The 24240-nt window shown below is 67.2% G+C and carries 19 protein-coding genes and 2 tRNA genes; 13 read left to right on the plus strand and 8 right to left on the minus strand.

What is annotated here, in order from left to right:
- From yidC to rpmH, 4 genes are read right to left on the minus strand one after another with little or no spacing between them, the layout of a single operon-like run.
- On the minus strand, positions 1 to 1251 hold the full coding sequence (gene yidC, locus IE107_RS08985) for a membrane protein insertase YidC (RefSeq protein WP_189542983.1): 1251 nt from the start codon (positions 1249 to 1251) through the stop codon (positions 1 to 3).
- A 3-nt stretch (positions 1252 to 1254) separates the two neighbouring features.
- A complete protein-coding gene (gene yidD / locus IE107_RS08990; RefSeq protein ID WP_189542985.1) occupies positions 1255 to 1614 on the minus strand; it encodes a membrane protein insertion efficiency factor YidD in 360 nt (119 codons plus the stop codon).
- Complete coding sequence (gene rnpA, locus IE107_RS08995; RefSeq protein WP_189542987.1) at positions 1611 to 1982, minus strand: ribonuclease P protein component; 372 nt, start codon at positions 1980 to 1982, stop codon at positions 1611 to 1613. Before rnpA ends, yidD begins: the two co-directional genes overlap by 4 nt.
- An 18-nt stretch (positions 1983 to 2000) precedes the next feature.
- Positions 2001 to 2138, minus strand: a complete 138-nt coding sequence (gene rpmH / locus IE107_RS09000; protein WP_030930485.1) for a 50S ribosomal protein L34 — start codon at positions 2136 to 2138, stop codon at positions 2001 to 2003.
- 369 nt (positions 2139 to 2507) lie between these two features.
- Between rpmH and dnaA the strand changes: the two genes are divergently transcribed.
- The 9 genes from dnaA (at position 2508) to IE107_RS09045 (ending at position 15340) form a co-directional block, all read left to right on the plus strand.
- The gene (gene dnaA, locus IE107_RS09005) at positions 2508 to 4313 is read left to right on the plus strand and encodes a chromosomal replication initiator protein DnaA (protein WP_189542989.1); all 1806 of its coding nucleotides are present in this window, start codon (positions 2508 to 2510) and stop codon (positions 4311 to 4313) included.
- A gap of 1058 nt (positions 4314 to 5371) precedes the next feature.
- On the plus strand, positions 5372 to 6502 hold the full coding sequence (gene dnaN / locus IE107_RS09010; RefSeq protein WP_189542991.1) for a DNA polymerase III subunit beta: 1131 nt from the start codon (positions 5372 to 5374) through the stop codon (positions 6500 to 6502).
- A gap of 132 nt (positions 6503 to 6634) precedes the next feature.
- A complete protein-coding gene (gene gnd / locus IE107_RS09015) occupies positions 6635 to 7513 on the plus strand; it encodes a phosphogluconate dehydrogenase (NAD(+)-dependent, decarboxylating) (RefSeq protein ID WP_072487581.1) in 879 nt (292 codons plus the stop codon).
- An 85-nt stretch (positions 7514 to 7598) separates the two neighbouring features.
- Positions 7599 to 8729 carry a DNA replication/repair protein RecF gene (recF, locus tag IE107_RS09020; RefSeq protein WP_189542994.1) on the plus strand — a complete coding sequence of 377 codons (1131 nt, stop codon included), beginning with the start codon at positions 7599 to 7601 and terminating at the stop codon, positions 8727 to 8729.
- Positions 8726 to 9298 (plus strand): DciA family protein, encoded by a 573-nt coding sequence (locus IE107_RS09025; RefSeq protein ID WP_373302416.1) that lies wholly within the window; start codon positions 8726 to 8728, stop codon positions 9296 to 9298. The genes recF and IE107_RS09025 overlap by 4 nt, the downstream gene beginning before the upstream one ends.
- A 436-nt stretch (positions 9299 to 9734) precedes the next feature.
- On the plus strand, positions 9735 to 11828 hold the full coding sequence (gyrB, locus tag IE107_RS09030) for a DNA topoisomerase (ATP-hydrolyzing) subunit B (RefSeq protein ID WP_189542996.1): 2094 nt from the start codon (positions 9735 to 9737) through the stop codon (positions 11826 to 11828).
- A gap of 46 nt (positions 11829 to 11874) precedes the next feature.
- Positions 11875 to 14499 (plus strand): DNA gyrase subunit A, encoded by a 2625-nt coding sequence (gene gyrA / locus IE107_RS09035; protein ID WP_189542998.1) that lies wholly within the window; start codon positions 11875 to 11877, stop codon positions 14497 to 14499.
- A gap of 93 nt (positions 14500 to 14592) precedes the next feature.
- The gene (locus IE107_RS09040; protein WP_189543001.1) at positions 14593 to 15192 is read left to right on the plus strand and encodes a DUF3566 domain-containing protein; all 600 of its coding nucleotides are present in this window, start codon (positions 14593 to 14595) and stop codon (positions 15190 to 15192) included.
- Positions 15193 to 15263: 71 nt separating this feature from the next.
- Positions 15264 to 15340, plus strand: a tRNA-Ile gene (locus IE107_RS09045).
- A gap of 380 nt (positions 15341 to 15720) precedes the next feature.
- Here IE107_RS09045 and IE107_RS09050 read toward each other — a convergent pair.
- Positions 15721 to 16092 (minus strand): DUF6344 domain-containing protein, encoded by a 372-nt coding sequence (locus tag IE107_RS09050; RefSeq protein ID WP_189543003.1) that lies wholly within the window; start codon positions 16090 to 16092, stop codon positions 15721 to 15723.
- Positions 16093 to 16400: 308 nt separating this feature from the next.
- Between IE107_RS09050 and IE107_RS34775 the strand changes: the two genes are divergently transcribed.
- Together IE107_RS34775 and IE107_RS09060 are read left to right on the plus strand one after the other, a co-directional pair.
- Complete coding sequence (locus IE107_RS34775; protein WP_003958712.1) at positions 16401 to 16535, plus strand: DLW-39 family protein; 135 nt, start codon at positions 16401 to 16403, stop codon at positions 16533 to 16535.
- A 646-nt stretch (positions 16536 to 17181) separates the two neighbouring features.
- A complete protein-coding gene (locus IE107_RS09060) occupies positions 17182 to 18528 on the plus strand; it encodes a hypothetical protein (protein ID WP_189543431.1) in 1347 nt (448 codons plus the stop codon).
- Between the two features lie 66 nt (positions 18529 to 18594).
- On the opposite strand, the gene IE107_RS09065 is transcribed toward IE107_RS09060, so the two are convergent.
- Positions 18595 to 19971: a serine/threonine-protein kinase gene (locus IE107_RS09065; protein WP_189543009.1), complete on the minus strand. Its 1377-nt coding sequence runs from the start codon at positions 19969 to 19971 to the stop codon at positions 18595 to 18597.
- Between the two features lie 79 nt (positions 19972 to 20050).
- The gene (locus IE107_RS09070; protein WP_189543011.1) at positions 20051 to 20599 is read right to left on the minus strand and encodes a helix-turn-helix domain-containing protein; all 549 of its coding nucleotides are present in this window, start codon (positions 20597 to 20599) and stop codon (positions 20051 to 20053) included.
- A 171-nt stretch (positions 20600 to 20770) separates the two neighbouring features.
- Here IE107_RS09070 and IE107_RS09075 point away from each other — a divergent pair.
- Positions 20771 to 20843: transfer RNA gene (locus IE107_RS09075), tRNA-Ala, on the plus strand.
- Positions 20844 to 21181: 338 nt separating this feature from the next.
- Positions 21182 to 21613, plus strand: coding sequence for a site-specific integrase (locus IE107_RS09080; protein WP_229866783.1), 432 nt, complete (start codon positions 21182 to 21184; stop codon positions 21611 to 21613).
- Between the two features lie 184 nt (positions 21614 to 21797).
- Here the strand turns inward: IE107_RS09080 and IE107_RS09085 are convergent, their stop codons facing one another.
- Positions 21798 to 24203, minus strand: coding sequence for a condensation domain-containing protein (locus tag IE107_RS09085; RefSeq protein WP_189543013.1), 2406 nt, complete (start codon positions 24201 to 24203; stop codon positions 21798 to 21800).
- Positions 24204 to 24240: the final 37 nt, after the last annotated feature.

Genomic DNA, 24240 nt, shown 5'->3' on the forward strand with positions numbered 1-24240 from the left:
TTACTTCTTGGACGGGTGCTTGGGCCGCTGCGGACCCTTGCGCTGTCCGGACTTGGCTTGGCGTGAGGAGCCGGACGCGGGCTTGCCCGCCGGCTTGGGCTTTTCGCCCTGCTTCTGCAGGGAGGTCTTGGAATCCGATTCGGCGGAATCGGCGCCCTTGGCCCCTGCCTGCGCGGCACCGGTCTGGCGCTGGGCCTTGGTCTGGCGCTTGGGCTGCTGACGCCGCTGCGCGGCTCCGGCCTCGGCCTCGGCGGCAGCGGTCTCGCTCTTGATCACCGTGCCGTCCTCCTGGGCGGCGAAGCCCAGCTTGGCCAGTCCGGTGATGAACTTCCGCTCGATGTCATTGCGGTCCGGGCCCTTGGCCACGATCCGCTTGACGGTGTTGCGCCGGGTCCTGCCACGGACCTCGCCGTGCGCAGTGACGCTCTTCAGCAGACGGGTCAGGTACTGGTCCTGCGCCTTGCTGCCCGGAGTCGGGTTCTGGTTGATCACGTACATCTGCTGACCCATGGTCCAGACGTTGGTGGTCAGCCAGTAGACAAGGACACCGACGGGGAAGTTGATGCCCATGCCGGCGAAGATCAACGGGAAGATGTACATCAGCATCTTCTGCTGCTGCATGTACGGCGTCTTGACCGTCAGGTCGACGTTCTTCGTCATCAGCTGGCGCTGGGTGAAGAACTGCGACGCCGACATCAACACGATCATGACCGCGGTGACGACCCGGACATCGGTGAGAGATGCACCGAGAGCCTCGACTTCCGCCGGGCTGTTCATAAACTTGGCAGCGAGCGGAGCACCGAAGATGTGTGCCTGACGGGCGCTGTCGAGCAGCGGCTGGTCGATGACACCGATCGTCTTGCCCGAGGCGATGGCCGAGAGCACGTGATACAGGGCGAAGAAGAACGGCGACTGCGCCAGGATGGGAAGGCACGAGGAGAGCGGGTTCGTACCCGTCTCCTTGTACAGCTTCATCATCTCTTCGGACTGACGCTGCTTGTCGCTCTTGTAGCGCTCCTGGATCGCCTTCATCTTCGGCTGGAGCACCTGCATGTTCCGGGTCGACTTGATCTGCTTCACGAAAAGCGGGATCAGACAGATCCGGATCAACACCACCAGCGACACGATGGACAGGCCCCAGGCCCAACCCGTGTCATCGCCGAAGATCGCTCCGTACAACGTGTGGAACTGGACGATGACCCATGAAACAGGCCAGGTGATAAAGCTGAACAGACTGGCAATCGTGTCCACTAATCAGGCTCCTTGAGCATTGGGCGAAGTCTCTGCGGCCTGACTCGGGGGGTCGGAGACCGATCCCCGGACAGGCGCATCAGCGGCGGAGTCCCCGCCCTTGCCGCCGCGCATGGCATTACGCAGGAGTTCATGCCAACGCGGACGTTTGCGTGGTGGAACGTGGTCCACGCCACCGGGTGACCACGGATTGCACCGCAGGATGCGCCAGGCCGTCAGCGCAGTTCCCTTGATCGCTCCGTGCCGGTCGATCGCCGTATATCCGTAGTGGGAACACGACGGGTAGTAACGGCAGACAGGCCCGAGAAGTGGGCTGATCGTCCACTGGTACAGCTTGATAAGAGCCAGCAGCGGGTACTTCATCGCGCGCCCCCTCCCAGCAGCCGCTGGAGAGCGGCGTCCAGGTCTCGGGCCAGCTGTTCATGGTCGGCGTCGCCCGCACCGGGCAGCGCTCGTACGACAACCAGGCTACCGGGGGGCAGCAGGGCAAGTCGTTCGCGGACCAGGTGGCGAAGCTTCCGCTTCACCGCTGTGCGCACAACCGCTCCACCCACGGCTTTGCTGACAACGAAACCCGCACGCGGCGGGGGAGCATTCTCCCCAGTCGCGTGCGGGTCCGTTGCACCGCTGCGTAGATGAACGACGAGTAGCGGGCGACCGGCCCGGCGTCCTCGACGTACTGCGGTCGCGAAGTCCTCGCGCCGCCTCAGCCGATTCTCGGTAGGCAGCACGTCATGACCTGTAAGCGATCAGGCGGACAGGTTGGCGCGACCCTTGCCACGGCGGGACGCGAGGATCGCGCGGCCGGCACGGGTGCGCATACGCAGCCGGAAACCGTGGGTCTTCGCGCGGCGACGGTTGTTCGGCTGGAAGGTGCGCTTGCTCACTAGGGGGCTCCAGAAATGACTCGTGTTTTGGCGGGACATCGCCTGGCTGTCACCGTGCGCCCACGAGAGACTCGCGTAAACGCTCTAGTGCACCGCTTCACAATCACAGATCGTGATCTTTGCCCATCGGAGGCAGGCGGCAGCAGCCATCGACAACTCGACCTGGTCACGGTACGCGCGGCTACGCCATCCGGTCAAACCAGCTCCACGGCGCCCCCCACTGTGCACAGGCTGTGGACAACAACTTGAACCACGCGGGTCGCCCTGATTACCGTGGCTGGGTTCCGGTCTTTTCTTCCTGCCTGCCGGTCCCCACCCATCCCGTCCCGAGAACCACACATTCGTGGGACCAGCGAGAGAGCGTGCCCTGTGGCTGACGTACCTGCCGATCTTGCCGCAGTGTGGCCACGAGTGCTGGAGCAACTCCTCGGGGAGGGCCAACAGGGCATCGAGCCGAAGGACAAGCAGTGGATCGAGCGCTGCCAGCCGCTCGCCCTGGTCGCCGACACCGCGCTGCTCGCCGTCCCCAATGAGTGGGGCAAGCGCGTCCTGGAGGGCCGGCTCGCGCCGCTCATCAGTGAGACGCTGAGCCGCGAATGCGGCCGCCCGATCCGCATCGCGATCACCGTCGACGACTCCGCGGGCGAGCCTCCGAGCCCGCCCGCGCCTCCGATGCACCAGCCCCAGTCCCCCCAGCACCGCTACCAGGGGCCACAGCGCGACGAGCGGCAGCACAACGACGCGTACGACGGCTACGGGCACCGGCCCTCCGACGACGGCATGCCGACCGCCCGGCCCGCCTACCCCGACTACCAGCAGCAGCGCCCCGACCCCGGAGCGTGGCCGCGCACCCAGGAGGACCTCTCCTGGCAGCAGCCCCGGCTCGGCGGATTCCAGGACCGCGAGGCCCCCGCGGAACAGTGGCACCAGCCGTACCCCGGCGGCCGCCCCCAGCAGCCGCAGCACGACTACCGCCCGCAGCCGCCCGAGCACCAGGGTTACGAACAGCAGCGCCCCGAGCACCACGACATCCAGGAGCCCCAACCGCAGCACCGGTCGTCCGGCGTCGGCACCGGACGACCCGGCAGCGCCTCCGGACCGATGGGCTCGCAGCCCGCTCCCACGCCCGGCCCCGGCGAGCCGGCGGCCCGGCTGAATCCGAAGTACCTCTTCGACACCTTCGTCATCGGTGCGTCCAACCGGTTCGCGCACGCCGCGGCGGTCGCGGTCGCCGAAGCCCCCGCCAAGGCGTACAACCCGCTCTTCATCTACGGGGAGTCCGGGCTCGGCAAGACCCACCTGCTGCACGCCATCGGGCACTACGCCCGCAGCCTCTACCCGGGCACCCGGGTGCGGTACGTGAGCTCCGAGGAGTTCACCAACGAGTTCATCAACTCGATCCGCGACGGCAAGGGCGACACCTTCCGCAAGCGCTACCGGGATGTGGACATCCTGCTCGTCGACGACATCCAGTTCCTCGCGAGCAAGGAGTCGACGCAGGAGGAGTTCTTCCACACCTTCAATACGCTGCACAACGCCAACAAGCAGATCGTGCTGTCCTCCGACCGGCCGCCCAAGCAGCTGGTGACCCTGGAGGACCGGCTGCGGAACCGGTTCGAGTGGGGTCTGACCACCGATGTGCAGCCGCCGGAGCTGGAGACGCGGATCGCTATCCTGCGCAAGAAGGCGGTGCAGGAGCAGCTCAACGCCCCGCCGGAGGTGCTGGAGTTCATCGCCTCCCGTATCTCCCGGAACATCAGGGAGCTGGAGGGGGCGCTGATCCGGGTCACGGCCTTCGCCAGCCTCAACCGTCAGCCGGTGGACCTCGGACTGACCGAGCACGTGCTGAAGGATCTGATCCCGGGCGGCGAGGACTCGGCTCCGGAGATCACGGCAACGGCCATCATGGCCTCGACCGCGGACTACTTCGGTCTCACGGTGGACGATCTCTGCGGAACCTCGCGCAGCCGCGTGCTGGTGACGGCCCGACAGATCGCCATGTACCTCTGCCGGGAGCTCACCGATCTCTCCCTGCCCAAGATCGGCGCGCAGTTCGGCGGCCGCGACCACACGACGGTGATGCACGCGGACCGGAAGATCCGCGCGCTGATGGCGGAGCGCCGTTCCATCTACAACCAGGTCACCGAGCTCACCAACCGCATCAAGAACGGCTGACCGACCACCTCCGCACCGCGCCGCCCCAAGGGCGCCCGAAGAGCCCACCCAAGGCTCCTCGGGCGCCCTTTTTCGTTGCCCGAAGCTGCCCGGAGCCACCCGGAGACCGCGGAAGTCGCCAAGGCCGTCCGGACGCCGCCCCCTGGCCGCCCGGAAACCATCCGAAGTCCTTCCGAAGGCAGCCGGCAGCCCCCTCGAAGCCCGTCCGGAGACCCTCGAAGGCCCCTCAACGCCCCCTCGAAACCCGTCCCGGCACCCACTCCCAACACCCCGACACCACCGCGGTGTTCGAATACCTGCCGCCGGCCGTCCGTTCTCCACAGATCTGGGGAGTTTTCCCCCTCCACAGCCTGGGGATCCGGAAGTTGTCCATATTGCTTCCACAGGGGTGACTGCCGATACTCCATCAGGCCAGGTCAAGGGCCTGGGGATTTGTGGTCAACAGTGATCCACAGCCTGTGGACAAAATGTTCGTCCACAGGGGTCTGATGATGTTGTCCACCGGCAGCCCACAGCCCGAGCCATGTTGTCCCCAGCTTCCCGCTGCTTCTCCACACCTCTGTCCACTGTTCGGCAACCTGGGACCGCCTTTCACCGCGCCGAGTGAAAGGCGTCACACCAAGAGGGTCGGTTGGGCTGTGGGGAACCTGGGTAAAGCTGGGGACAGCCCTGGGGAGAAACCCCTCTGTCCTGTGCATCGGGTGTGCAGAACTTTCCCGTGTCCACAGAAGCGCCGTGTTGTCCACCGGTGCCACCCACAGGGGCGGTGGACAAAAAACCGGACTTGACCTGCGGAAACGACGTTATCCACGGTTTCCACAGGCCCTACTACTACTGCCACATAGAGTTAGCCCGGAATCCGCTTCGAAGTGGGGCCTGTGCACAACTCGGCGCCGGAGCTCTCCGAACCTCTTGTCGCGACTTGACCCCGAGCAGCACCGAGTGTCGGTGCCGTACGTCAGACTGGTCCCCGGCGTCCTTCCTGCCTCGTCGGCGGGAGACGCGATCAGACGACGAAGGCCAGCAGGGCAAGCAAGCAACAGCAGGAGGCGGTTCCGGTGAAGATCCGGGTGGAGCGCGATGTACTCGCGGAGGCTGTGGCCTGGGTGGCCCGTAGCCTCCCGGCCCGTCCGCCGGCGCCCGTTCTTGCGGGCCTTCTGCTGAAGGCTGAGGACGGGGTCCTCAGCTTCTCCAGCTTCGACTACGAGGTCTCGGCCCGGGTCTCGGTGGACGCCGAGGTCGAGGAGGACGGCACGGTGCTGGTCTCCGGCCGGCTGCTCGCCGACATCTGCCGCGCCCTTCCCAACCGCCCGGTGGAGATTTCCACAGACGGTGTACGGGCGACCGTGGTCTGCGGCTCCTCGCGATTCACACTCCACACCCTTCCTGTGGAGGAGTACCCCGCGCTGCCCGAGATGCCGACCGCCACGGGCACCGTCCCCGGCGAGGTCTTCGCCTCGGCCGCCGCCCAGGTCGCCATCGCCGCGGGCCGTGACGACACGCTGCCGGTGCTGACCGGTGTGCGCATCGAGATCGAGGGCGACACCGTCACCCTGGCCTCGACCGACCGCTACCGCTTCGCGGTCCGCGAGTTCCTCTGGAAGCCGGAGAACCCCGACGCCTCGGCGGTCGCCCTGGTGCCCGCCAAGACGCTCCTGGACACCGCCAAGGCCCTGACCAGCGGTGACACGGTGACCCTGGCGCTGTCCGGCTCGGGTGCCGGTGAGGGGCTGATCGGTTTCGAAGGCGCGGGCCGGCGTACGACCACGCGGCTGCTCGAGGGCGATCTGCCGAAGTACCGCACGCTCTTCCCCACGGAGTTCAACTCGGTCGCGGTCATCGAGACCGCCCCGTTCGTCGAGGCCGTCAAGCGTGTGGCTCTGGTCGCCGAGCGGAACACCCCGGTGCGGCTCAGCTTCGAGCAGGGCGTGCTGATCCTGGAAGCGGGCTCCAGCGACGATGCACAGGCTGTGGAGCGGGTCGACGCGGTGCTGGAGGGCGACGACATCTCGATCGCCTTCAACCCGACCTTCCTGCTGGACGGGCTGAGCGCGATCGACTCCCCGGTTGCCCAGCTCTCCTTCACGACGTCCACCAAGCCCGCGCTGCTCAGCGGCCGCCCGGCCGTGGACGCAGAGGCGGACGACGCGTACAAGTACCTGATCATGCCGGTCCGCCTCTCCGGCTGACCCGCTCATCGGTTCTGTCACGACGGGTTCCCGACGGGCATGCTCGGCGCCGAGCATGCCCGTCGGGCCGTCCCCGGCCGGGCGTAGGCTCGTCCTTGGGTACGAATCGGCACAACGCTTAAGGAATCTCTGATGGAGCTCGGTCTCGTCGGCCTCGGCAAGATGGGCGGCAACATGCGCGAGCGCATCCGCCGCGCAGGCCACACCGTCATCGGTTACGACCGCAACCCGGACGTCTCCGATGTCCACAGCCTCGAAGAGCTTGTGGGCAAGCTGAAGGGTCCCCGGGTCGTCTGGGTGATGGTTCCGGCCGGAGCTCCGACCCAGGCCACCATCGACGAGCTCGCAGGTCTCCTCTCGCCCGGCGACATCGTCGTGGACGGCGGGAATTCCCGCTGGACCGACGACGAGAAGCACGCCGTCGAGCTGGGTATCAAGGGCATCGGCTTCGTGGACTGCGGCGTCTCCGGCGGTGTCTGGGGCCTGGAGAACGGCTACGCGCTGATGTACGGCGGCGACGCCGAGAACGTGGCGAAGGTCCAGCCGATCTTCGACGCGCTGAAGCCCGAGGGCGACTTCGGTTCCGTCCACGCGGGCAAGGTCGGCGCCGGCCACTTCGCGAAGATGGTCCACAACGGCATCGAGTACGCCATGATGCAGGCCTACGCCGAGGGCTGGGAGCTCCTGGAGAAGGTCGACTCCGTCACCGATGTGCGCGAGGTCTTCCGCTCATGGCAGGAGGGCACGGTCATCCGTTCCTGGCTGCTCGACCTGGCGGTCAACGCGCTGGACGACGACGAGCACCTCGACAAGCTCCGTGGCTACGCCGCCGACTCCGGCGAGGGCCGGTGGACGGTGGAGGCCGCGATCGACAACGCGGTGCCGCTGCCCGCGATCACCGCGTCGCTCTTCGCGCGTTTCGCCTCGCGCCAGGACGACTCCCCGCAGATGAAGATGATCGCCGCACTGCGCAACCAGTTCGGTGGCCACGCGGTCGAGAACAAGAAGTAACCGCAACGGGAAGCGGGCCGGCCCCAGACGTCCGGTCCGCTCCACGAAGCACGGAGCAGGAAGCCGGGAAGGTCGGCGTACACCCATGCATGTCACGCATCTCTCGCTGGCCGACTTCCGCTCGTACGCCCGGGTCGAGGTGCCTCTCGAACCGGGCGTCACCGCTTTCGTGGGCGCCAATGGCCAGGGCAAGACGAATCTGGTGGAGGCGGTCGGCTATCTCGCGACGCTCGGCAGCCATCGGGTCTCCTCCGATGCGCCGCTGGTGCGGATGGGCGCGGACCGGGCTGTCATCCGCGCGGCTGTGACGCAGGGAGAACGGTCGCAGCTGATCGAGCTGGAGCTCAATCCCGGCAAGGCCAATCGGGCTCGTATCAATAGATCGTCGCAGGTCAGGCCGCGGGACGTGCTGGGGATAGTGCGTACGGTGCTGTTCGCGCCGGAGGATCTGGCGCTGGTCAAGGGGGATCCCGGGGAGCGCCGGCGTTTTCTCGACGAGTTGATCACGGCGCGTTCGCCGCGGATGGCGGGGGTGCGCTCGGACTACGAGCGGGTGCTGAAGCAGCGCAACACGCTGCTCAAGTCGGCGGCGATGGCGCGTCGGCACGGCGGCAGGTCGATGGACCTGTCCACGCTCGACGTGTGGGACCAGCATCTGGGCCGGGTGGGTGCGGAGCTGCTGGCGCAGCGGCTGGATCTGCTCGCGACCCTGCAGCCGCTGGCGGAGAAGGCGTATGCGGATGTCGCGCCGGGCGGTGGCCCGGTGGCGTTGGAGTACCGCAGTTCGGTCGGGGCCGGTGTGGAGTCGGCGCGTACCCGCGAGGAGCTGTACGAACTGCTGATCGGCGCCCTGGCGGGGGTGCGCAAGCAGGAGATCGAGCGGGGGGTGACCCTGGTCGGTCCGCACCGCGACGATGTGCTGCTGGGGCTGCGCGGGATGCCGGCCAAGGGGTACGCGAGTCATGGTGAGTCCTGGTCGTATGCGTTGGCGCTGCGGCTGGCTTCGTACGATCTGCTGCGCAGCGAGGGCAATGAGCCGGTGCTGGTGCTGGACGATGTCTTCGCGGAGCTGGACGCGCGGCGCCGTGAGCGGCTGGCGGAGCTGGTGGCCCCGGGTGAGCAGGTGCTGGTGACGGCCGCGGTGGACGACGACGTTCCGGGTGTGCTGGCGGGGACGCGGTACGCGGTGTCCGCCGGTGTGGTGGAGCGGCTGTGAACGGCCGCGGTGAGGGGCCCGGGGAGCCGTCGCTGGAGCGTTCCGGCAGGGGGAAGGCTCCGGAGCCCTCGGGTGTCGATCTGGCGCGGGTGGCGTTGCGTGCGGCCAAGGAGCAGGCGCGGGCGCGTGGTGCTGCCGCGCAGCAGAAGAAGCAGGCCAGGCGGGGTGGCGGGCTGCGTTCGGGTGCGCGGGCCGATGGGCGTGATCCCTTGCCGCTGGGTTCTGCGATCAACCGTCTGATCACCGAGCGCGGCTGGGAGACGCCTGCGGCGGTGGGCGGGGTGATGGGGCGCTGGCCGCAGATCGTCGGTGAAGATCTGGCCAATCATTGTGTGCCGCTGCGGTACGACGAGGACCCGGTCGAGCGGGTGCTGACGGTGCAGTGCGACTCGACGGCGTGGGCGACGCAGCTGCGGTTGCTGGCGCCTCAGCTGGTGGCCCGGCTGAACGCGGATCTGGGGCAGGGCACGGTCCGGTTCATCAAGGTGCTGGGGCCGGGTGGCCCGCAGCGCAGGTTCGGTCCGCTGCGGGCGCCGGGCAGTACGGGTCCGGGCGACACATACGGCTGACCTGGGCTTTTCCTTGTTCCTGGGGTGCGCCGAAACGTTCCTCCGGACCGCTCCGGCACCTTCCCAGGACCGCTGCGGGGCCTTCCCCGGACCGCTCCCGGGCCGTCGCCGCGCTCTGCAGGGGCGCGTCCGTCGGGTCCGGCTTGTGCGGGTATGCGGTGGTTGGAACCACGCGCTGGGAATGGGGTGTCCCTCACGGTAGCGGGAGGTTGACAGGCCGAAGCGCTCAAGGCCCGCGTGAGCCTCCTGAAGCACCTTCCTGAATATGGGGAGTCGTCAGCCGCTCATTCAGGGCGGCACATGCGTACTCAGGTACCGGCAAACCCCCATTCATGTCAGCGCTACCGGTAGACTGGTGAACAATCCCGCATCCTTGCGGGAGTCGTCGATACAAGCCGAACGACGCAGCCGCTCCCGTTTGCCCGGAGAACGGCCTGTGCTGTGCCAGAAAGGGCGCTTCGTGGCCGATTCCGGCAACCCCAACGAGAACATTCCGTCCACACCCGGTGAGAGCGCCGAGGCTGTCGCCGCAGGCGGCGGCGAGGCCGCTGCCTCGTACGACGCCAGCGCGATCACCGTCCTCGAGGGTCTGGACGCGGTCCGCAAGCGACCTGGCATGTACATCGGTTCGACCGGTGAGCGTGGCCTCCATCACCTCGTGTACGAGGTCGTCGACAACTCGGTCGACGAGGCTCTGGCCGGGCACGCGGACACGATCGACGTCACGATCCTCGCCGACGGCGGGGTTCGCGTGATCGACAACGGCCGCGGCATCCCGGTCGGCATCGTGCCGTCGGAGAAGAAGCCCGCGGTCGAGGTCGTACTGACGGTGCTGCACGCCGGCGGCAAGTTCGGAGGGGGCGGCTACGCGGTCTCCGGCGGTCTGCACGGCGTCGGCGTCTCCGTCGTCAACGCCCTGTCCACGCGGGTGGCCGTCGAGGTCAAGACGGACGGCTACCGCTGGACCCAGGACTACAAGCTCGGTGTGCCCACTGCCCCGCTGGCCCGTAACGAGGCCACCGACGAGACAGGCACGTCCGTCACCTTCTGGGCCGACGGGGACATCTTCGAGACGACCGAGTACTCCTTCGAGACCCTGTCGCGTCGCTTCCAGGAGATGGCCTTCCTCAACAAGGGCCTGACGATCAAGCTCACCGACGAGCGCGAGTCGGCGAAGGCGACGGTGGGTGCCGAGGTCGCCGAGGTGGCCGAGGTCGCCGAGGCGGAGCAGGCCCGCACGGTCACGTACCACTACGAGGGCGGCATCGTCGACTTCGTGAAGTACCTCAACTCCCGCAAGGGCGATGTCATCCACCACTCGGTGATCGACATCGAGGCCGAGGACAAGGAGCGCATGCTCTCGGCCGAGATCGCGATGCAGTGGAACACGCAGTACAGCGAGGGCGTCTACTCCTTCGCGAACACGATCCACACGCACGAGGGCGGTACTCACGAGGAGGGCTTCCGCGCCGCGCTGACCACGCTGGTCAACAAGTACGCACGCGAGAAGAAGCTGCTGCGCGAGAAGGACGACAACCTCACGGGTGACGACATCCGCGAGGGCCTGACGGCGATCATCTCGGTGAAGCTGGGCGAGCCGCAGTTCGAGGGCCAGACGAAGACCAAGCTGGGCAACACGGAGGCGAAGACCTTCGTCCAGAAGGTCGTCCACGAGCAGCTCACGGACTGGTTCGACCGCAATCCGAACGAGGCCGCAGACATCATCCGCAAGGGCATCGCGGCGGCCACGGCCCGTGTCGCGGCCCGCAAGGCGCGTGACCTGACCCGTCGCAAGGGGCTCCTGGAGAGCGCCTCGCTGCCGGGCAAGCTGAGCGACTGCCAGTCCAACGACCCGACGAAGTGCGAGATCTTCATCGTCGAGGGTGACTCCGCCGGTGGCTCGGCGAAGTCCGGCCGCAATCCGATGTACCAGGCGATCCTGCCGATCCGCGGCAAGATCCTGAACGTCGAGAAGGCCCGGGTCGACAAGATCCTGCAGAACACCGAGGTCCAGGCGCTGATCTCCGCCTTCGGCACCGGGGTCCACGAGGACTTCGACATCGAGAAGCTGCGCTATCACAAGATCATCCTGATGGCGGACGCCGACGTCGACGGTCAGCACATCAACACCCTGCTGCTGACGTTCCTCTTCCGCTTCATGCGTCCGCTGGTCGAGGCCGGGCACGTCTACCTCTCCCGTCCGCCGCTCTACAAGATCAAGTGGGGCCGGGACGACTTCGAGTACGCATACTCGGACCGCGAGCGCGACGCCCTGGTCGAGCTGGGCAAGCAGAACGGCAAGCGGATCAAGGAAGACTCGATCCAGCGCTTCAAGGGTCTCGGCGAGATGAACGCCGAGGAGCTGCGCGTCACCACGATGGACGTCGACCACCGGGTCCTCGGCCAGGTCACGCTGGACGACGCGGCGCAGGCCGACGACCTCTTCTCGGTGCTGATGGGCGAGGACGTCGAGGCGCGGCGCTCGTTCATCCAGCGCAACGCCAAGGACGTCCGCTTCCTCGACATCTGAGTCGGCCGTACCAGCAAGCCGCCGCTCGAAAGGACTTTGACCAGCAATGGCCGACGAGAACAACCCTGTGACACCTGAAGAGGAGCCCGCCGTCGCCGGTGTGGGCATGCGTGTCGAGCCCGTGGGGCTCGAAACCGAGATGCAGCGCTCCTACCTGGACTACGCGATGTCCGTCATCGTCTCGCGTGCGCTGCCGGACGTGCGGGACGGTCTCAAGCCCGTGCACCGCCGGGTGCTGTACGCGATGTACGACGGCGGCTACCGGCCCGAGAAGGGCTTCTACAAGTGCGCCCGTGTCGTCGGTGACGTCATGGGTACGTACCACCCGCACGGCGACTCGTCGATCTACGACGCACTGGTGCGTCTGGCGCAGCCGTGGTCGATGCGTATGCCGCTGGTGGACTCGAACGGCAACTTCGGTTCTCCGGGCAACGACCCGGCCGCGGCCATGCGGTACACCGAGTGCAAGATGATGCCGCTGTCCATGGAGATGGTCCGGGACATCGACGAGGAGACCGTCGACTTCCAGGACAACTACGACGGCCGCAACCAGGAGCCCACGGTTCTGCCGGCGCGCTTCCCGAACCTGCTGGTCAATGGTTCGGCGGGCATCGCGGTCGGTATGGCGACCAATATCCCGCCGCACAACCTGCGCGAGGTCGCGGACGGCGCGCAGTGGTACCTGGAGCACCCGGAGGCCTCGCAGGAGGAGCTCCTGGACGCGCTGATGGAGCGGATCAAGGGCCCGGACTTCCCGACCGGTGCGCTGGTCGTGGGCCGCAAGGGCATCGAGGAGGCGTACCGCACCGGCCGTGGCTCGATCACGATGCGCGCGGTCGTAGCGGTCGAGGAGGTCCAGAACCGGCAGTGCCTGGTCGTCACGGAGCTTCCGTACCAGACCAACCCCGACAACCTGGCGCAGAAGATCGCCGACCTGGTGAAGGACGGCAAGATCGGCGGGATCGCCGACGTCCGTGACGAGACCTCGTCGCGCACCGGTCAGCGTCTGGTCGTCGTGCTGAAGCGGGACGCGGTCGCCAAGGTCGTTCTGAACAACCTGTACAAGCACACCGACCTGCAGACCAACTTCGGCGCCAACATGCTGGCGCTGGTCGACGGTGTGCCGCGCACGCTCTCGATCGACGCGTTCATCCGGCACTGGGTGACGCACCAGATCGAGGTCATCGTCCGGCGCACGAAGTTCCGGCTGCGCAAGGCCGAGGAGCGGGCGCACATCCTGCGCGGTCTGCTCAAGGCGCTGGACGCGATCGACGAGGTCATCGCCCTCATCCGGCGCAGCCAGACGGTCGAGGTGGCGCGTGAGGGCCTGATGGGCCTGCTGGAGATCGACGAGCTCCAGGCGAACGCGATCCTGGAGATGCAGCTGCGCCGGCTGGCCGCGCTGGAGCACCAGAAGATCACGGCCGAGCACGACGAACTCCAGGCGAAGATCAACGAGTACAACGCGATCCTGGTGTCGCCGGAGCGGCAGCGGCAGATCGTCAGCGAGGAGCTGGCGGCGCTCGTCGAGAAGTTCGGCGACGACCGGCGCTCCAAGCTGGTGCCCTTCGAGGGCGACATGTCCATCGAGGACCTGATCGCCGAGGAGGACATCGTCGTCACGATCACGCGCGGCGGCTATGTGAAGCGCACCAAGACGGACGACTACCGCTCGCAGAAGCGCGGCGGCAAGGGCGTGCGCGGTACGAAGCTCAAGGAAGACGACATCGTCGACCACTTCTTCGTGTCGACGACGCACCACTGGCTGCTGTTCTTCACGAACAAGGGCCGGGTGTACCGGGCGAAGGCGTACGAGCTCCCGGACGCCGGCCGTGACGCCCGCGGTCAGCACGTCGCCAACCTGCTGGCCTTCCAGCCGGACGAGCGGATCGCCCAGATCCTGGCGATCCGCGACTACGAGGCCGCGCCGTATCTGATCCTGGCCACGAAGGGCGGTCTGGTGAAGAAGACCGCGTTGAAGGACTACGACTCGCCGCGTTCCGGTGGTGTCATCGCCATCAACCTCCGGGAGACGGCTGACGGATCGGATGACGAGCTGATCGGTGCGGAGCTGGTTTCGGCCGAGGACGATCTGCTGCTCATCAGCAAGAAGGCCCAGTCGATCAGGTTCACCGCGACGGACGACGCGCTGCGCCCGATGGGCCGTGCCACCTCGGGTGTGAAGGGCATGAGTTTCCGCGAGGGCGACGAACTGCTCTCGATGAATGTTGTCCGGCCGGGTACGTTCGTGTTCACTGCCACCGACGGCGGGTACGCGAAGCGGACTCCCGTCGACGAGTACCGGGTTCAGGGCCGCGGCGGTCTGGGCATCAAGGCCGCCAAGATCGTGGAGGACCGGGGCTCGCTGGTCGGCGCGCTGGTGGTCGAGGAGACGGACGAGATCCTCGCCATCACGCTCGGCGGCGGTGTGATTCGTACGCGAGTCAATGAAGTCAGGGAGACGGGCCGTGACACCATGGGCGTCCAACTGATCAATCTGGGCAAGCGCGATGCCGTCGTCGGTATTGCCCGTAACGCCGAAGCCGGTCGAGAGGCCGAAGAGGTCGAGGGGTCCGAGGACACCGAGACCGCGACGGCGGAGGGTGCCGGGAGCACGGTCGAGGGCAATGTCGAAGGCACGTCGCCTTCGGCAGGGGAGCACGAGGAGTAGAGCGTGAGTGGAGCCACGGGCGCCGGTTCGGCCGCTTCCGGAGCAGGAGCGAACGGTGCCCGTGGCCCTGCCACGGACTCCCAAGGGGGCATTGTGACGGACACCCGGGGGCCGCAGCCCCAGTACGAGGGCTATGCGACCGGGCCGTTGCCGGGTGAGCGTGAGCCCGGGCCGGGACAGGCGAGCGGGCCGTACCACCCGCCGCAGGCATATCCCTCGCCCGCGGGCGGGACGCAGGGCGGCCGGCCGCACGGTGGTGCGCAGGGCGTGGGCGCTGCGCAGGCGGCCCGGCGGCCGCGGACGGGGGCGCGGACGACTCCGCGTACCCGCAAGGCGCGGCTGCGGGTGGCCAAGGCCGATCCGTGGTCGGTGATGAAGGTCAGCTTCCTGCTCTCCATCGCGCTCGGCATCTGCACGGTGGTGGCGTCCGCGGTGCTGTGGATGGTGATGGACGCGATGGGCGTCTTCTCCACCGTGGGCGGAACGATCAGCGAGGCCACCGGGTCGAACGACAGCAACGGCTTCGATCTCCAGTCGTTCCTGTCGCTGCCGCGGGTGCTCATCTTCACCTCGGTCATCGCGGTGATCGACGTGGTTCTGGCGACCGCGCTGGCGACGCTGGGCTCCTTCATCTACAACTTGTCGGCGGGTTTCGTGGGCGGTGTCGAGCTCACGCTGGCCGAGGACGAGTAGGCCGTCGGGTATCGATTTTGGGACTGGCCCCGACGTGCGCTAATCTTCAGAAGTCAGCGCAGCAGCGCGGCGGGGCTATAGCTCAGTTGGTTAGAGCGCATCCCTGATAAGGATGAGGCCACAGGTTCAAATCCTGTTAGCCCCACCAGTACGAAGGCCCCTCACCGGAAACGGTGGGGGGCCTTCGGCGTATCCGGCTGTCGAGTGGCGGGGTGCGGGGGTGTACGACGGGCTCGTCCGCGGCCGGCGCCGGCGGGACCGTGGATCTGATCCGCCGCCAGGTGCCCGGACCCGCCGGGTGGCTGGGGTCGCCGGGTGGCTGGGGCCGTCGGGTGGCTGGGGTCGCCGGGTGGCTGGGGCCGTCGGGTGGCTGGGGTCGCCGGGTGCCTGGGGCCGTCGGCGTGTTCGACGGCGCAGAGCCGGCGGGCGACATCGGTTCCAGCGGGCGGGGAAGCCCCTGGACGGCACGGAGAAGCCCCCGTCCGGTGTGGACCGGCCCGGGGGCTTCGTGGGTCAGTCGAGCGGCTCTCAGGGCGGCAGGAGGGACGGCTCCCCCGCCGGGACCCCGTGGGCGGTGCGGGCGGCGTTCCTGCTGCTCGTGAGGTCCATGGTGTCGACGGACAGATGGCGGGTCGCGGGTGAGGAGCCGTGTGCCTCGGCACGGATGCGCTGCTTCATCGTGGGTGGCAGCGCCCTGTCGCGCGGAAGGGTCCATCGCACCGACGGGGTGGTCGCGGTTGCCGCGGTCGCACCCCTGTGTTCCTGGGCCGTGGTCGTCGGCTCCGTGGCGTTCTGCTCCGTGGCCGTCGCCGGGGTGCTCATGAGCCCCAGCGCGGCGAGCAGTGCGAAGAAGGCGGTGACGAAGGCGGTCCAGATGCTCTTGGGCGTGAAGGTGCTCATGGCCCCTCGCTCTCGGGTGGTCCGGTTTGCTTACCTTTCTGATGATGTGGATGTGGCTCGCGATTTCACGGACCGACGACACCGATCCGCCGATCTTCAGATGAACACCACTCGTATGGTTCAACCGGTCTCGACGGGCTTATGACGGGCCGAGGGGCGCGGCCGGGTCCGCTGATCGGAGCGGTCCCCGGACAGGCGCTCCTTCCCGGGCGCCGGTTGGGTTGCGGGCAGGTCACCGGTTGATATCGGCCGGTGTGTATAGTCGGGCGGCAGAAGTCCCCTACGTCAAGGAAAGACGAGGTCGCGCGGTGAAGAAGCTTCTCCTGGTCGCACTGGCCGCCATCGGCGGGCTCCTCGTGTACCGCCAGATCCAGGCGGATCGCGCCGAGCAGGATCTGTGGACGGAGGCGACTGACTCCGTGCCCGCAGGTTCGGGTGTGTGAGACAGAACAGCCTGATTGCGGGCCCCGGTCGCTGAGCGGCCGGGGCTTCGTGCTGTTGCGGGACTGTGACGCCCGTGCTCTTGAGTTCACCCGAGCAAATCAATACGTTGCTTGAGCAAAATGGGCGGGTTTTGTTCGAAGGGGGCACGGGTGAGGGCGCGGGATCACCACCGCCGTGGCGCGGGCGCGGGGGCATGGATCGGCGGGGCGCTGTTCGCCCCGGTGGCGGGCGCGATGCCCGCCGCGGCGGCGCCCGCGGACAGGGCGCCCAAGGCGAGAACGCCTCCCGCGTCCGGCCCGTGCGCGCCGGAGGCGACTTCTGCGTCTCGGTGATGCTGGGGGCGTGCGGGCCGCGGACATCGCGGAGAAACCGCAGATCGGTGTGGTGCTGCGGGTGTCGGCCCTCGGTGACGAGTCGGCCGGCCCCGAGCGCCGCGCTCCCGCCGCAGCCGAGAAGGAAGCCGAGAAGGCAGACAAGAGGGGCAATTCGATCACCGTCGAAGACAGCAGCGGTACGGGCGGGGCAGGATGGACCGGCATCGCGGCCGCTGCCGGTGCGGGCGCCGTGGTGCTGGTGATCGCGGGGCTCGTGTTCGTACGCGGGCGTCGCGGGCGTGCCGTACGGACGACGAGGGGGAAGCGCGTGATGAGGCAGCGCAACAGGGGCCGGGCGGCGCTGGCCGCGGCGGCGGCGATGTGCGCGGCGGCGGCGCTGCCGGGGCAGGCGTTCGCGGCCGGGGAGCCCGCCGCGTACACCTTTCATCCCGGGGCGAAGGAGATCGACGGTGCGGAGGCCAGCACCGATGCGTCGGCGCTGACGCCCGGATCGGTTTACAAGAGCTCGATCAAGCCCGGCGAGAAGCTCTACTACCGTCTCAACCTCGACGCGAAGACGAACGCGTACGTCTCGGCGGTGGCCGTGCCCAGGGGCGGCGGCAAGGTCGCCTACGGGGACGGCATCACGGTCAGCATCCGTGACAGCACCGACCTCCAGTGCAGTTCGGAGGACGCGCGGTTCGAATCGGCGGAGTTCGCCCGTCCGATCACCACGTACGCCTACCGGATCATGGACAAGGGCAGCAGTATGTGCCAGGAGGCCGGTACGTACAACGTCCTGATCGAGCGGGAGAGCAAGGAGACCTCGGCGCCCGACGAGTGGGACCTGGAGCTGCGCTACGAGTCGGAGCCGCAGCTGAAGGCGGCCGGATCGATGCCGACCCACGCGCCGGAGGACTGGCCGTCGGCCTCGCCCGAGCCGCCCACCGCCGCCCCGCAGAAGCGGTCGGGCGGCAGCAGCTACTTCGACGCGACCGGTCTGGAGACCGGTGAGTGGCAGGAGAAGGACGGCATCAAGCCGGGGCAGACTCTTTTTTACCGGGTGCCGGTGGACTGGGGCCAGCAGATCTTCGCCACGGCGTACCTGAGCAACAACAACGCCTCGGACGAATTCATCGGCAACGCGCTCGCACTCTCCCTCGACAATCCGGCGCACGGCCACGTCGACTCCGCGATGCCGCTCTCGTACTCCGGGAAGCCCACGTCCGTGTCGCTGGATCCGCTGCCCCCGGTGGCGTACGAGAACCGCTACGACTCCAACAGCAGCGTCAACGCGATGCGGTTCGCCGGCTGGTACTACCTGTCGGTGACGCTCAGCCCGCAGATCGCGAAGTCGTACGGCGACAAGGCGATCCCGCTGACCCTCAAGGTCAAGGTCGAGGGGAAGGCCAAGGATTCGCCGTACACGGGGGACGCCGGGGACTTTTCGGTCACGCAGGACGACAAGGACATGGCGCGGAAGGGCCAGAAGAGCTCACAGGCGGCCAGGAGCGACACGATGAAGGCGGTCGGCGTGGCCGGGATCGGCGCGGGTTCGGTGCTGGTGCTCGGGCTCGGGGTGTGGACGCTGCTGGCCCGGCGCCGCGCCGCGACCACCGCCCCGGCGGGCCCGTCCGCCGAAGGGCAGCCGTACGGAGGCCCGCCGCAGGCCTGGTAGCCGGGCCGGAACCCGGTCAGGTCCGGCAGCCGGGCCAGCGTACGGCAGCGGCCCGGACGGCCGGGCTCAGCTCTGGGTCAGCGCCCAGATGCCCACCGCGAAACAGATCAGCGCCACCACCAGCATCGGTACCGCCACCTTCGGGGACGGTCCCGGACGTCTCTGAGGGGTACGCGCCCCGGTGGCTGCCGGGCCGTGCGCGGAAATCACCGCACCGGGCGCGGCGGCGGGAGCCTGCGGCTGACCGACGGTGTACGCGCGGGTGAGGGCCGGTTCGTGCTGCCCGGCGGCCGTGGGCGCCTGCGAGAGATCCGGCGCGGGAGCGGGGACGGCAGCGGCGTAGGGAGAGCCGGCGTGCGGCATGGCCGGCTGAGCCTGCTGGGGCGGTGGTGTCGGCTGCTGCGGAGGCGGCGGGAGGTGGAAGCTGCCCGTCTCCGACATGGGCACCGACGGCTGGGCGTACGGCTGCTGCACGGGCTGCTGGGCCGAGGCCTGGCCCGGCTGGGCTCCCTGGATGCTCTGGGGGTTCTGCGGACTCCGGGGATTTTGAACGGGGGCCGCCGTAATCGGTCCTTCGGGGCCGAAACCGGGTGGCAGCGGCCCGATTTGGTCGAAGACCTCGACCGGCTCGTCCTCGTCTCCGGGCTCCGGGAGCATCTCGACCGCGGCCGTCAGCGCCTTGCGCGCACCCGTGGCCGTACGGAACCGGGCCTGCGGATCCGGCTGCAGCAGCCCCGCGAGGACCTGCCACAACGGCTCGGGGATCCCCTCCGGGGCGGCCGGTGTGCCGTGCGAGGCGAAGTGCTCGACGATCGCCTGCGCGTCGGGCTTCCTGCCCTGGAGCAGATACAGCGCGACGAGACCGACCGCGAAGAGGTCCGCGGGGAAGTCGGGTTCCGCGCCCATCATTTGCTCGGGAGCGAAGTAACCGGGCGTGCCCACCACATAGTTGGTCTCGGTGAGACGCGGCTCTCCCTTGCGCATGGAGATCCCGAAGTCGGACAGCCGCAGATGCGGCCGTCCGGTTCCGGTCGCCTCCATCAGGATGTTGGCCGGCTTGATGTCCCGGTGCACGACGCCCTCCGCGTGCACCGTGGACAGCCCGGACAGCAACTGATCGAGGAGCGTGCAGACGAAACGGGGCGGCAACGGCCCGTAGTCGCCGATGACATGGGCCAGTGAACCGCCGCTCACCAGATCCATGGTGAACAGGACCTTGTCGTCGTCCGCGGCCCAGCTGGCGGGCGCGAGCACATGCGGATGCTCGATCCGCAGCGCCTGCTCGCGGACGAAGCGCAGCAGCGTGTGCGCGTCGCTCTGCTGGAGGACCTTGGCCGCCACGTAGCGGCGGCGCCGGTGGTCCCATGCCCGCCAGACGGCGCCGACCCCGCCACGTCCGATCGGATCGATCAGTTCGTACCGACCGGCGAAGACCTCACCCATTGCGCTGCGCCCGCTCCCAGTTCCTGTTTCGGCCCACAGTCGGCCTTCGGAGGTAGTGCCCGGTCCGATCCGGACGAAGCTAGCTCTGGTGTCCCTCGTAGTGCGCCACCGCGTCCGCGGTGCGCCCCGCCCCGTACACCTTGAGGAACTCTGCCAGTTCCGGGTGGGTCGGGGCGAGGGAGTCGGCGGCATCGATGATGTCACCGGCGGCCGCGACCGACCGCAGCAGCGACTGGATCTCGCGGACCACACGCCGGACGGTGGGGGCGCCGCCGGTGGTCGAGGTCTGGCCGGTGCCGGTGAGGACGGAGCCGCCCTGGGACTTCTTGATCTCTTCCATGCGATCGGTGGCCTCGCCCGCGCTGACGCTGCCGTCCGCGACCTGCCCGGCCAGCTCCTGGAGCGCCTGGACGCGCTGGACGACCGCGGGGTTGCCGATCTTCGCCCGCTGGCCGCTCATCAGCTGGGAGAGCATGGGAGCGGACAGCCCGAGGACGGCGGCGAGCCGGGCCTGGTTCAGGCCGAGATCATCGATCAGCCGGCGGAAGAGCGCACCGAGGGGCTCTCCGTACCAACTGCGCTGAAGCTCCCTGGCCCTTGCCGTTGCCTCTTGCTGCGCTGCGTCCATGGCGTCTCCCCTCCGCTGCGGCTTCGCTGCTGCGAACCTCGTCGAGCATCTTACGGAGAGTGGTCGCCGACCGGGAGACCCCATCTTTTTTGCAGGATTCCGGGGAGTACCCGGTACTCTGGTCTGCGGCGGTGGCCAGGACGCTGAAGTGTCCGGGGCTGTCCGTTTTTCGGGGCCTTAGCTCAGTTGGTAGAGCGCTGCCTTTGCAAGGCAGATGTCAGGAGTTCGAATCTCCTAGGCTCCACATCTCCGAAGGGCGTCTGACCTGCGAAAACGCGAGTCAGGCGCCCTCTCCGTGTTTATTACGTCAACGTCGTGTCGACACCGTGCCGACGTACGGTCCCCTCATGGCATCGATTAAGACGCGGGACAAAACGGATGGAACGACGAGCTACATCGTGCTGTTGCGGGCCGGCGGTGCGCGGAATGCCAAGCAGGAGTCGGAGATCTTCGGTGACCCAGGCGATGCCGAGCGCTTCAAGAGCTCGGTGAACGGGCATGGCCAGCAGCGGCCCCCGGGGTGGGTGCGGGGGCAGGGCTTCATCGCTGACCAGAGGCGGCCGGGCACGGTTCGAGGCGCACGTGCTCGCCTTCGTCGACCGGCTCACCGGAATTCAGGGCGATACGCGCAGTAAGTGCAAAAAGCAAATACTTGCCAATATGGTGCCTTGGTTCGGGCCCTACTCGGTGGAAGACGGCGAAGGCAGCATCACCCGAGAGATGGTGCAGGACTGGGTGAACGATCTGGAGACGGGGCGCCCGGCCCCTCTTGACCCTCCAGACCGAAAGCCCCGAACGAAGCACAAGCCGAAGACTGTCCACAACGAGCACGGGTTGCTCTTCTCGATCCTCCAGGCCGCCGTCGACGCGGAGCCGTCGCTACGAGCCTCCAACCCGTGTGCGAAGACCCGGCTGCCTCGGCTCGACGGAGCTGAGGACGAGGAGGAGATGGTCTTCCTCGAACGGGAGGAGTGGGCATGGCTGAATCACGGTTGGCGTCCGCCTGGTGCGTGACCTCCGCACTACCGATTCCGCTCGGCTCGGGGCGTGGGAGCTGGCGCACCTGCTCAGGCAGTGGATCGAGGCCGCTGGCAATTCGGTGGAGACCACGCCGGCGGCCTCGACCGTCTGCTGCGGCCGACGACTTCCTTGATACAGGGCCGTTGCAGTACCAGGGCGGGTGCCTGCTGACGGCGAGCTAACCAACCCTGCCCTCCAGTAACGCCACGACCGCCTCAGCGATCCGCGCCGCGAAAGGATCCTTGACCGCCGCGTAGTGGTCGGCATCCACCTCCATCAGCACCATGTCAGGTCCGAGTAGAGACTTCCAATGTGCAACAGCCTCTTCGGGCAGCTCAGCGGCTACCAGCACCGACGGAACATTGACCGGTTCGTCAGAGACGTACTCACCTACGGCCGTCCAGTGCCTCCGGATCGCGTCGAAACGCTCTCGTAGGACGTCGATCGACATCGAGGAACCCGCGGCATTCACCAGTGCTTCCAACACACTCAGACCGTGCTCGGTGTCCCCGGGCGAGAGCAGTAACTCGGTTGGGATCAGTGCTGGCGCATCCACCGCACGCAGAATCGTGTAAATGAACGAATCCAGCTCGCGGTGTGCTTCAGTTGCTGAGCTGCCGTCCGGGGCGGGCGGGTCGATCAGCAACAGCAGTGGCGGCGTGGCACCACTATCACGCATCCGGATGGCCATGACGTAGCCGATCAGGCCACCAAGTGACCACCCGCCTATCACGTCCGGCATCCGGCCGGCGCCCAAGTTCTCCCGGTGGTGGTCGGCCATCCCCTCAAGGGTCTCCTGATCCCCGTCGGGGGACATGGTCACCCTCCAGCCTTCCGGCAGCGCATTCGCCAGGTCCTTGTAGGTGGCCTGGTCGGCACCACCCGCTGGATGAATGAGGTGCAGGTGTGGCTCGTTCTGCTCGCCTTGTCTCAGCAGTACGCTGTGCGCAATTGGCTGATCGATCGCGACTGATTGCTCAGTAAGCTGGATGAGCTTGCCCAGCGTAGGCGTATCGAGCCAGTCCATCATGTCTATCTGCCTACCCGCGACTTCCTGAACCTTCGCGAATAGGACGAACACCTGCAGGGAATGCCCGCCAACTGCGAAGAAGTCACTTCCCATCTCCGCCTGAGGCAGCCTCAGTGTCTCGCACCAGATGTCGTGGACAGACCCTCGCAGACCTTCCTCTCTCTCCGCGATCGAAGAAGTCTGCACCTTGTCGACGACATCAGTTTGCGTGGCCAGGTTGGTAGTGGTGCGAGATCGGACGCGCAGGGTACTGATCGGCACCTCAGCTCGTACTCCCGCCTCCAGTACCTGTTCGAGGTCCGCAAGCAGGGTACGCACAGTGGTTTCGTCGAAACGGCTGGTGTCGTACCCCGCCTCGATCACAGTTGCTTCCGGTTCTTCAAAGACGCCCAACGTGATGTGGTTGACGGCACTTGTGTTGGGACTGGCCTTCAGTTCGGTTTCCCGCTCTCCGAGCAAGACACCGGCACCGAGTTTTCCATGGTAGGTCAGCAACACACTCGGAGTCGCACCCAGGCGGTTCCTGTCTTCGACAGACATCGCGCTGTGCACCAATGAGAACGGAACCTGCTGGTAAGGCAGACTGCCCCAGAAATCATCGCGCGCCCTTCCGACCACATCATCCAGAGTGTCGCCCGCGAGTAGCTCCCCTGTTGCGATGACGACATTGGTCAGATATCCCACACAGGCGGCGTCGCGCTCACTGAATCGATTGGCCACCCCTACCCCTACAGCCAGCCGCTCGCGGACACCGCCGAGCCCGAGCACGGTGTACATGGCAGCCAGATAGCAAGCGAACGGGGTCATGCCACCACGGTCGGTCAACGCAGCTACACCATCGGACGCCTTCGAGCTGAGCGAGTGACGTACTACGGCGCCCGGCGTGCCAGGAACGTGCTGCGGCCGCACGCGGTCAGGCATCACTGTTGTGCTCTCGACACCGGACAGAGTTCGCACCCAGTAATCTGTACCCTCCTGCCAGCTACCATCGGATACAGCCTTTCGGGCTCTCGCCGCATACTCAGCGAACTGCACCGGAGGTTCGACAATATTCGCGCTGCCGGATTGAGCAAGTTCAGCGTGATAAACCTCGGCCAAGTCACGCACCACTTGCCGCATTGACCAGCCATCCAACACCGCGTGGTGCGCAGTTAACAACAACTCACTGAATTCCCCTACAGTGACCAGAGAGAGGCGGGCGAGCGAAGCTTTGCCCAAATCGAACGGTGTCTTGTGGATGTGTTTGGCGACTTCGTCGAGAAGATCACGTCCTGGTAACACCGAATCCTGGGCTTCTTGTGGCCATTTCATCACGTTGAGGGCGACTGTCACCTGCGCGTGGATATCCTGCCAGACCGTTCCGTCCTGGTGCACAAGCGCTGTTCGAAGAACCTCATATCGGTCTACTATGGCCTGCCAGGCTCGGTCGAGTGCCGGCACGTCCAGACTTCCGACGGACATCCGCCAAGTCAGGTTGTAAAGATCCTTGTAGGATGATCGTTGCTGTATCCACCACAGCGCCTCCTGCTGTGGTGCTGAGACATGGCGGATCATGACATTCCTCCGTGTGTCCAGTCCTTGAGCAAGCATG

Origin of the sequence: Streptomyces gelaticus (genome assembly GCF_014649535.1) — a bacterium.
Taxonomy (GTDB): Bacteria; Actinomycetota; Actinomycetes; order Streptomycetales; family Streptomycetaceae; genus Streptomyces; species Streptomyces gelaticus.

What these genes read in the sequence shown, in the direction of transcription:
- IE107_RS09050 (WP_189543003.1), bottom strand. Translation starts at nt 16,092, where the DNA reads ATGAGCACCTTCACGCCCAAGAGCATCTGGACCGCCTTCGTCACCGCC.
- yidD (WP_189542985.1), bottom strand. Translation starts at nt 1,614, where the DNA reads ATGAAGTACCCGCTGCTGGCTCTTATCAAGCTGTACCAGTGGACGATC.
- IE107_RS09085 (WP_189543013.1), bottom strand. Translation starts at nt 24,203, where the DNA reads ATGATCCGCCATGTCTCAGCACCACAGCAGGAGGCGCTGTGGTGGATA.
- gyrA (WP_189542998.1), top strand. Translation starts at nt 11,875, where the DNA reads ATGGCCGACGAGAACAACCCTGTGACACCTGAAGAGGAGCCCGCCGTC.
- IE107_RS09070 (WP_189543011.1), bottom strand. Translation starts at nt 20,599, where the DNA reads ATGGACGCAGCGCAGCAAGAGGCAACGGCAAGGGCCAGGGAGCTTCAG.
- IE107_RS09060 (WP_189543431.1), top strand. Translation starts at nt 17,182, where the DNA reads ATGAGGCAGCGCAACAGGGGCCGGGCGGCGCTGGCCGCGGCGGCGGCG.
- IE107_RS09065 (WP_189543009.1), bottom strand. Translation starts at nt 19,971, where the DNA reads ATGGGTGAGGTCTTCGCCGGTCGGTACGAACTGATCGATCCGATCGGA.
- recF (WP_189542994.1), top strand. Translation starts at nt 7,599, where the DNA reads ATGCATGTCACGCATCTCTCGCTGGCCGACTTCCGCTCGTACGCCCGG.
- gnd (WP_072487581.1), top strand. Translation starts at nt 6,635, where the DNA reads ATGGAGCTCGGTCTCGTCGGCCTCGGCAAGATGGGCGGCAACATGCGC.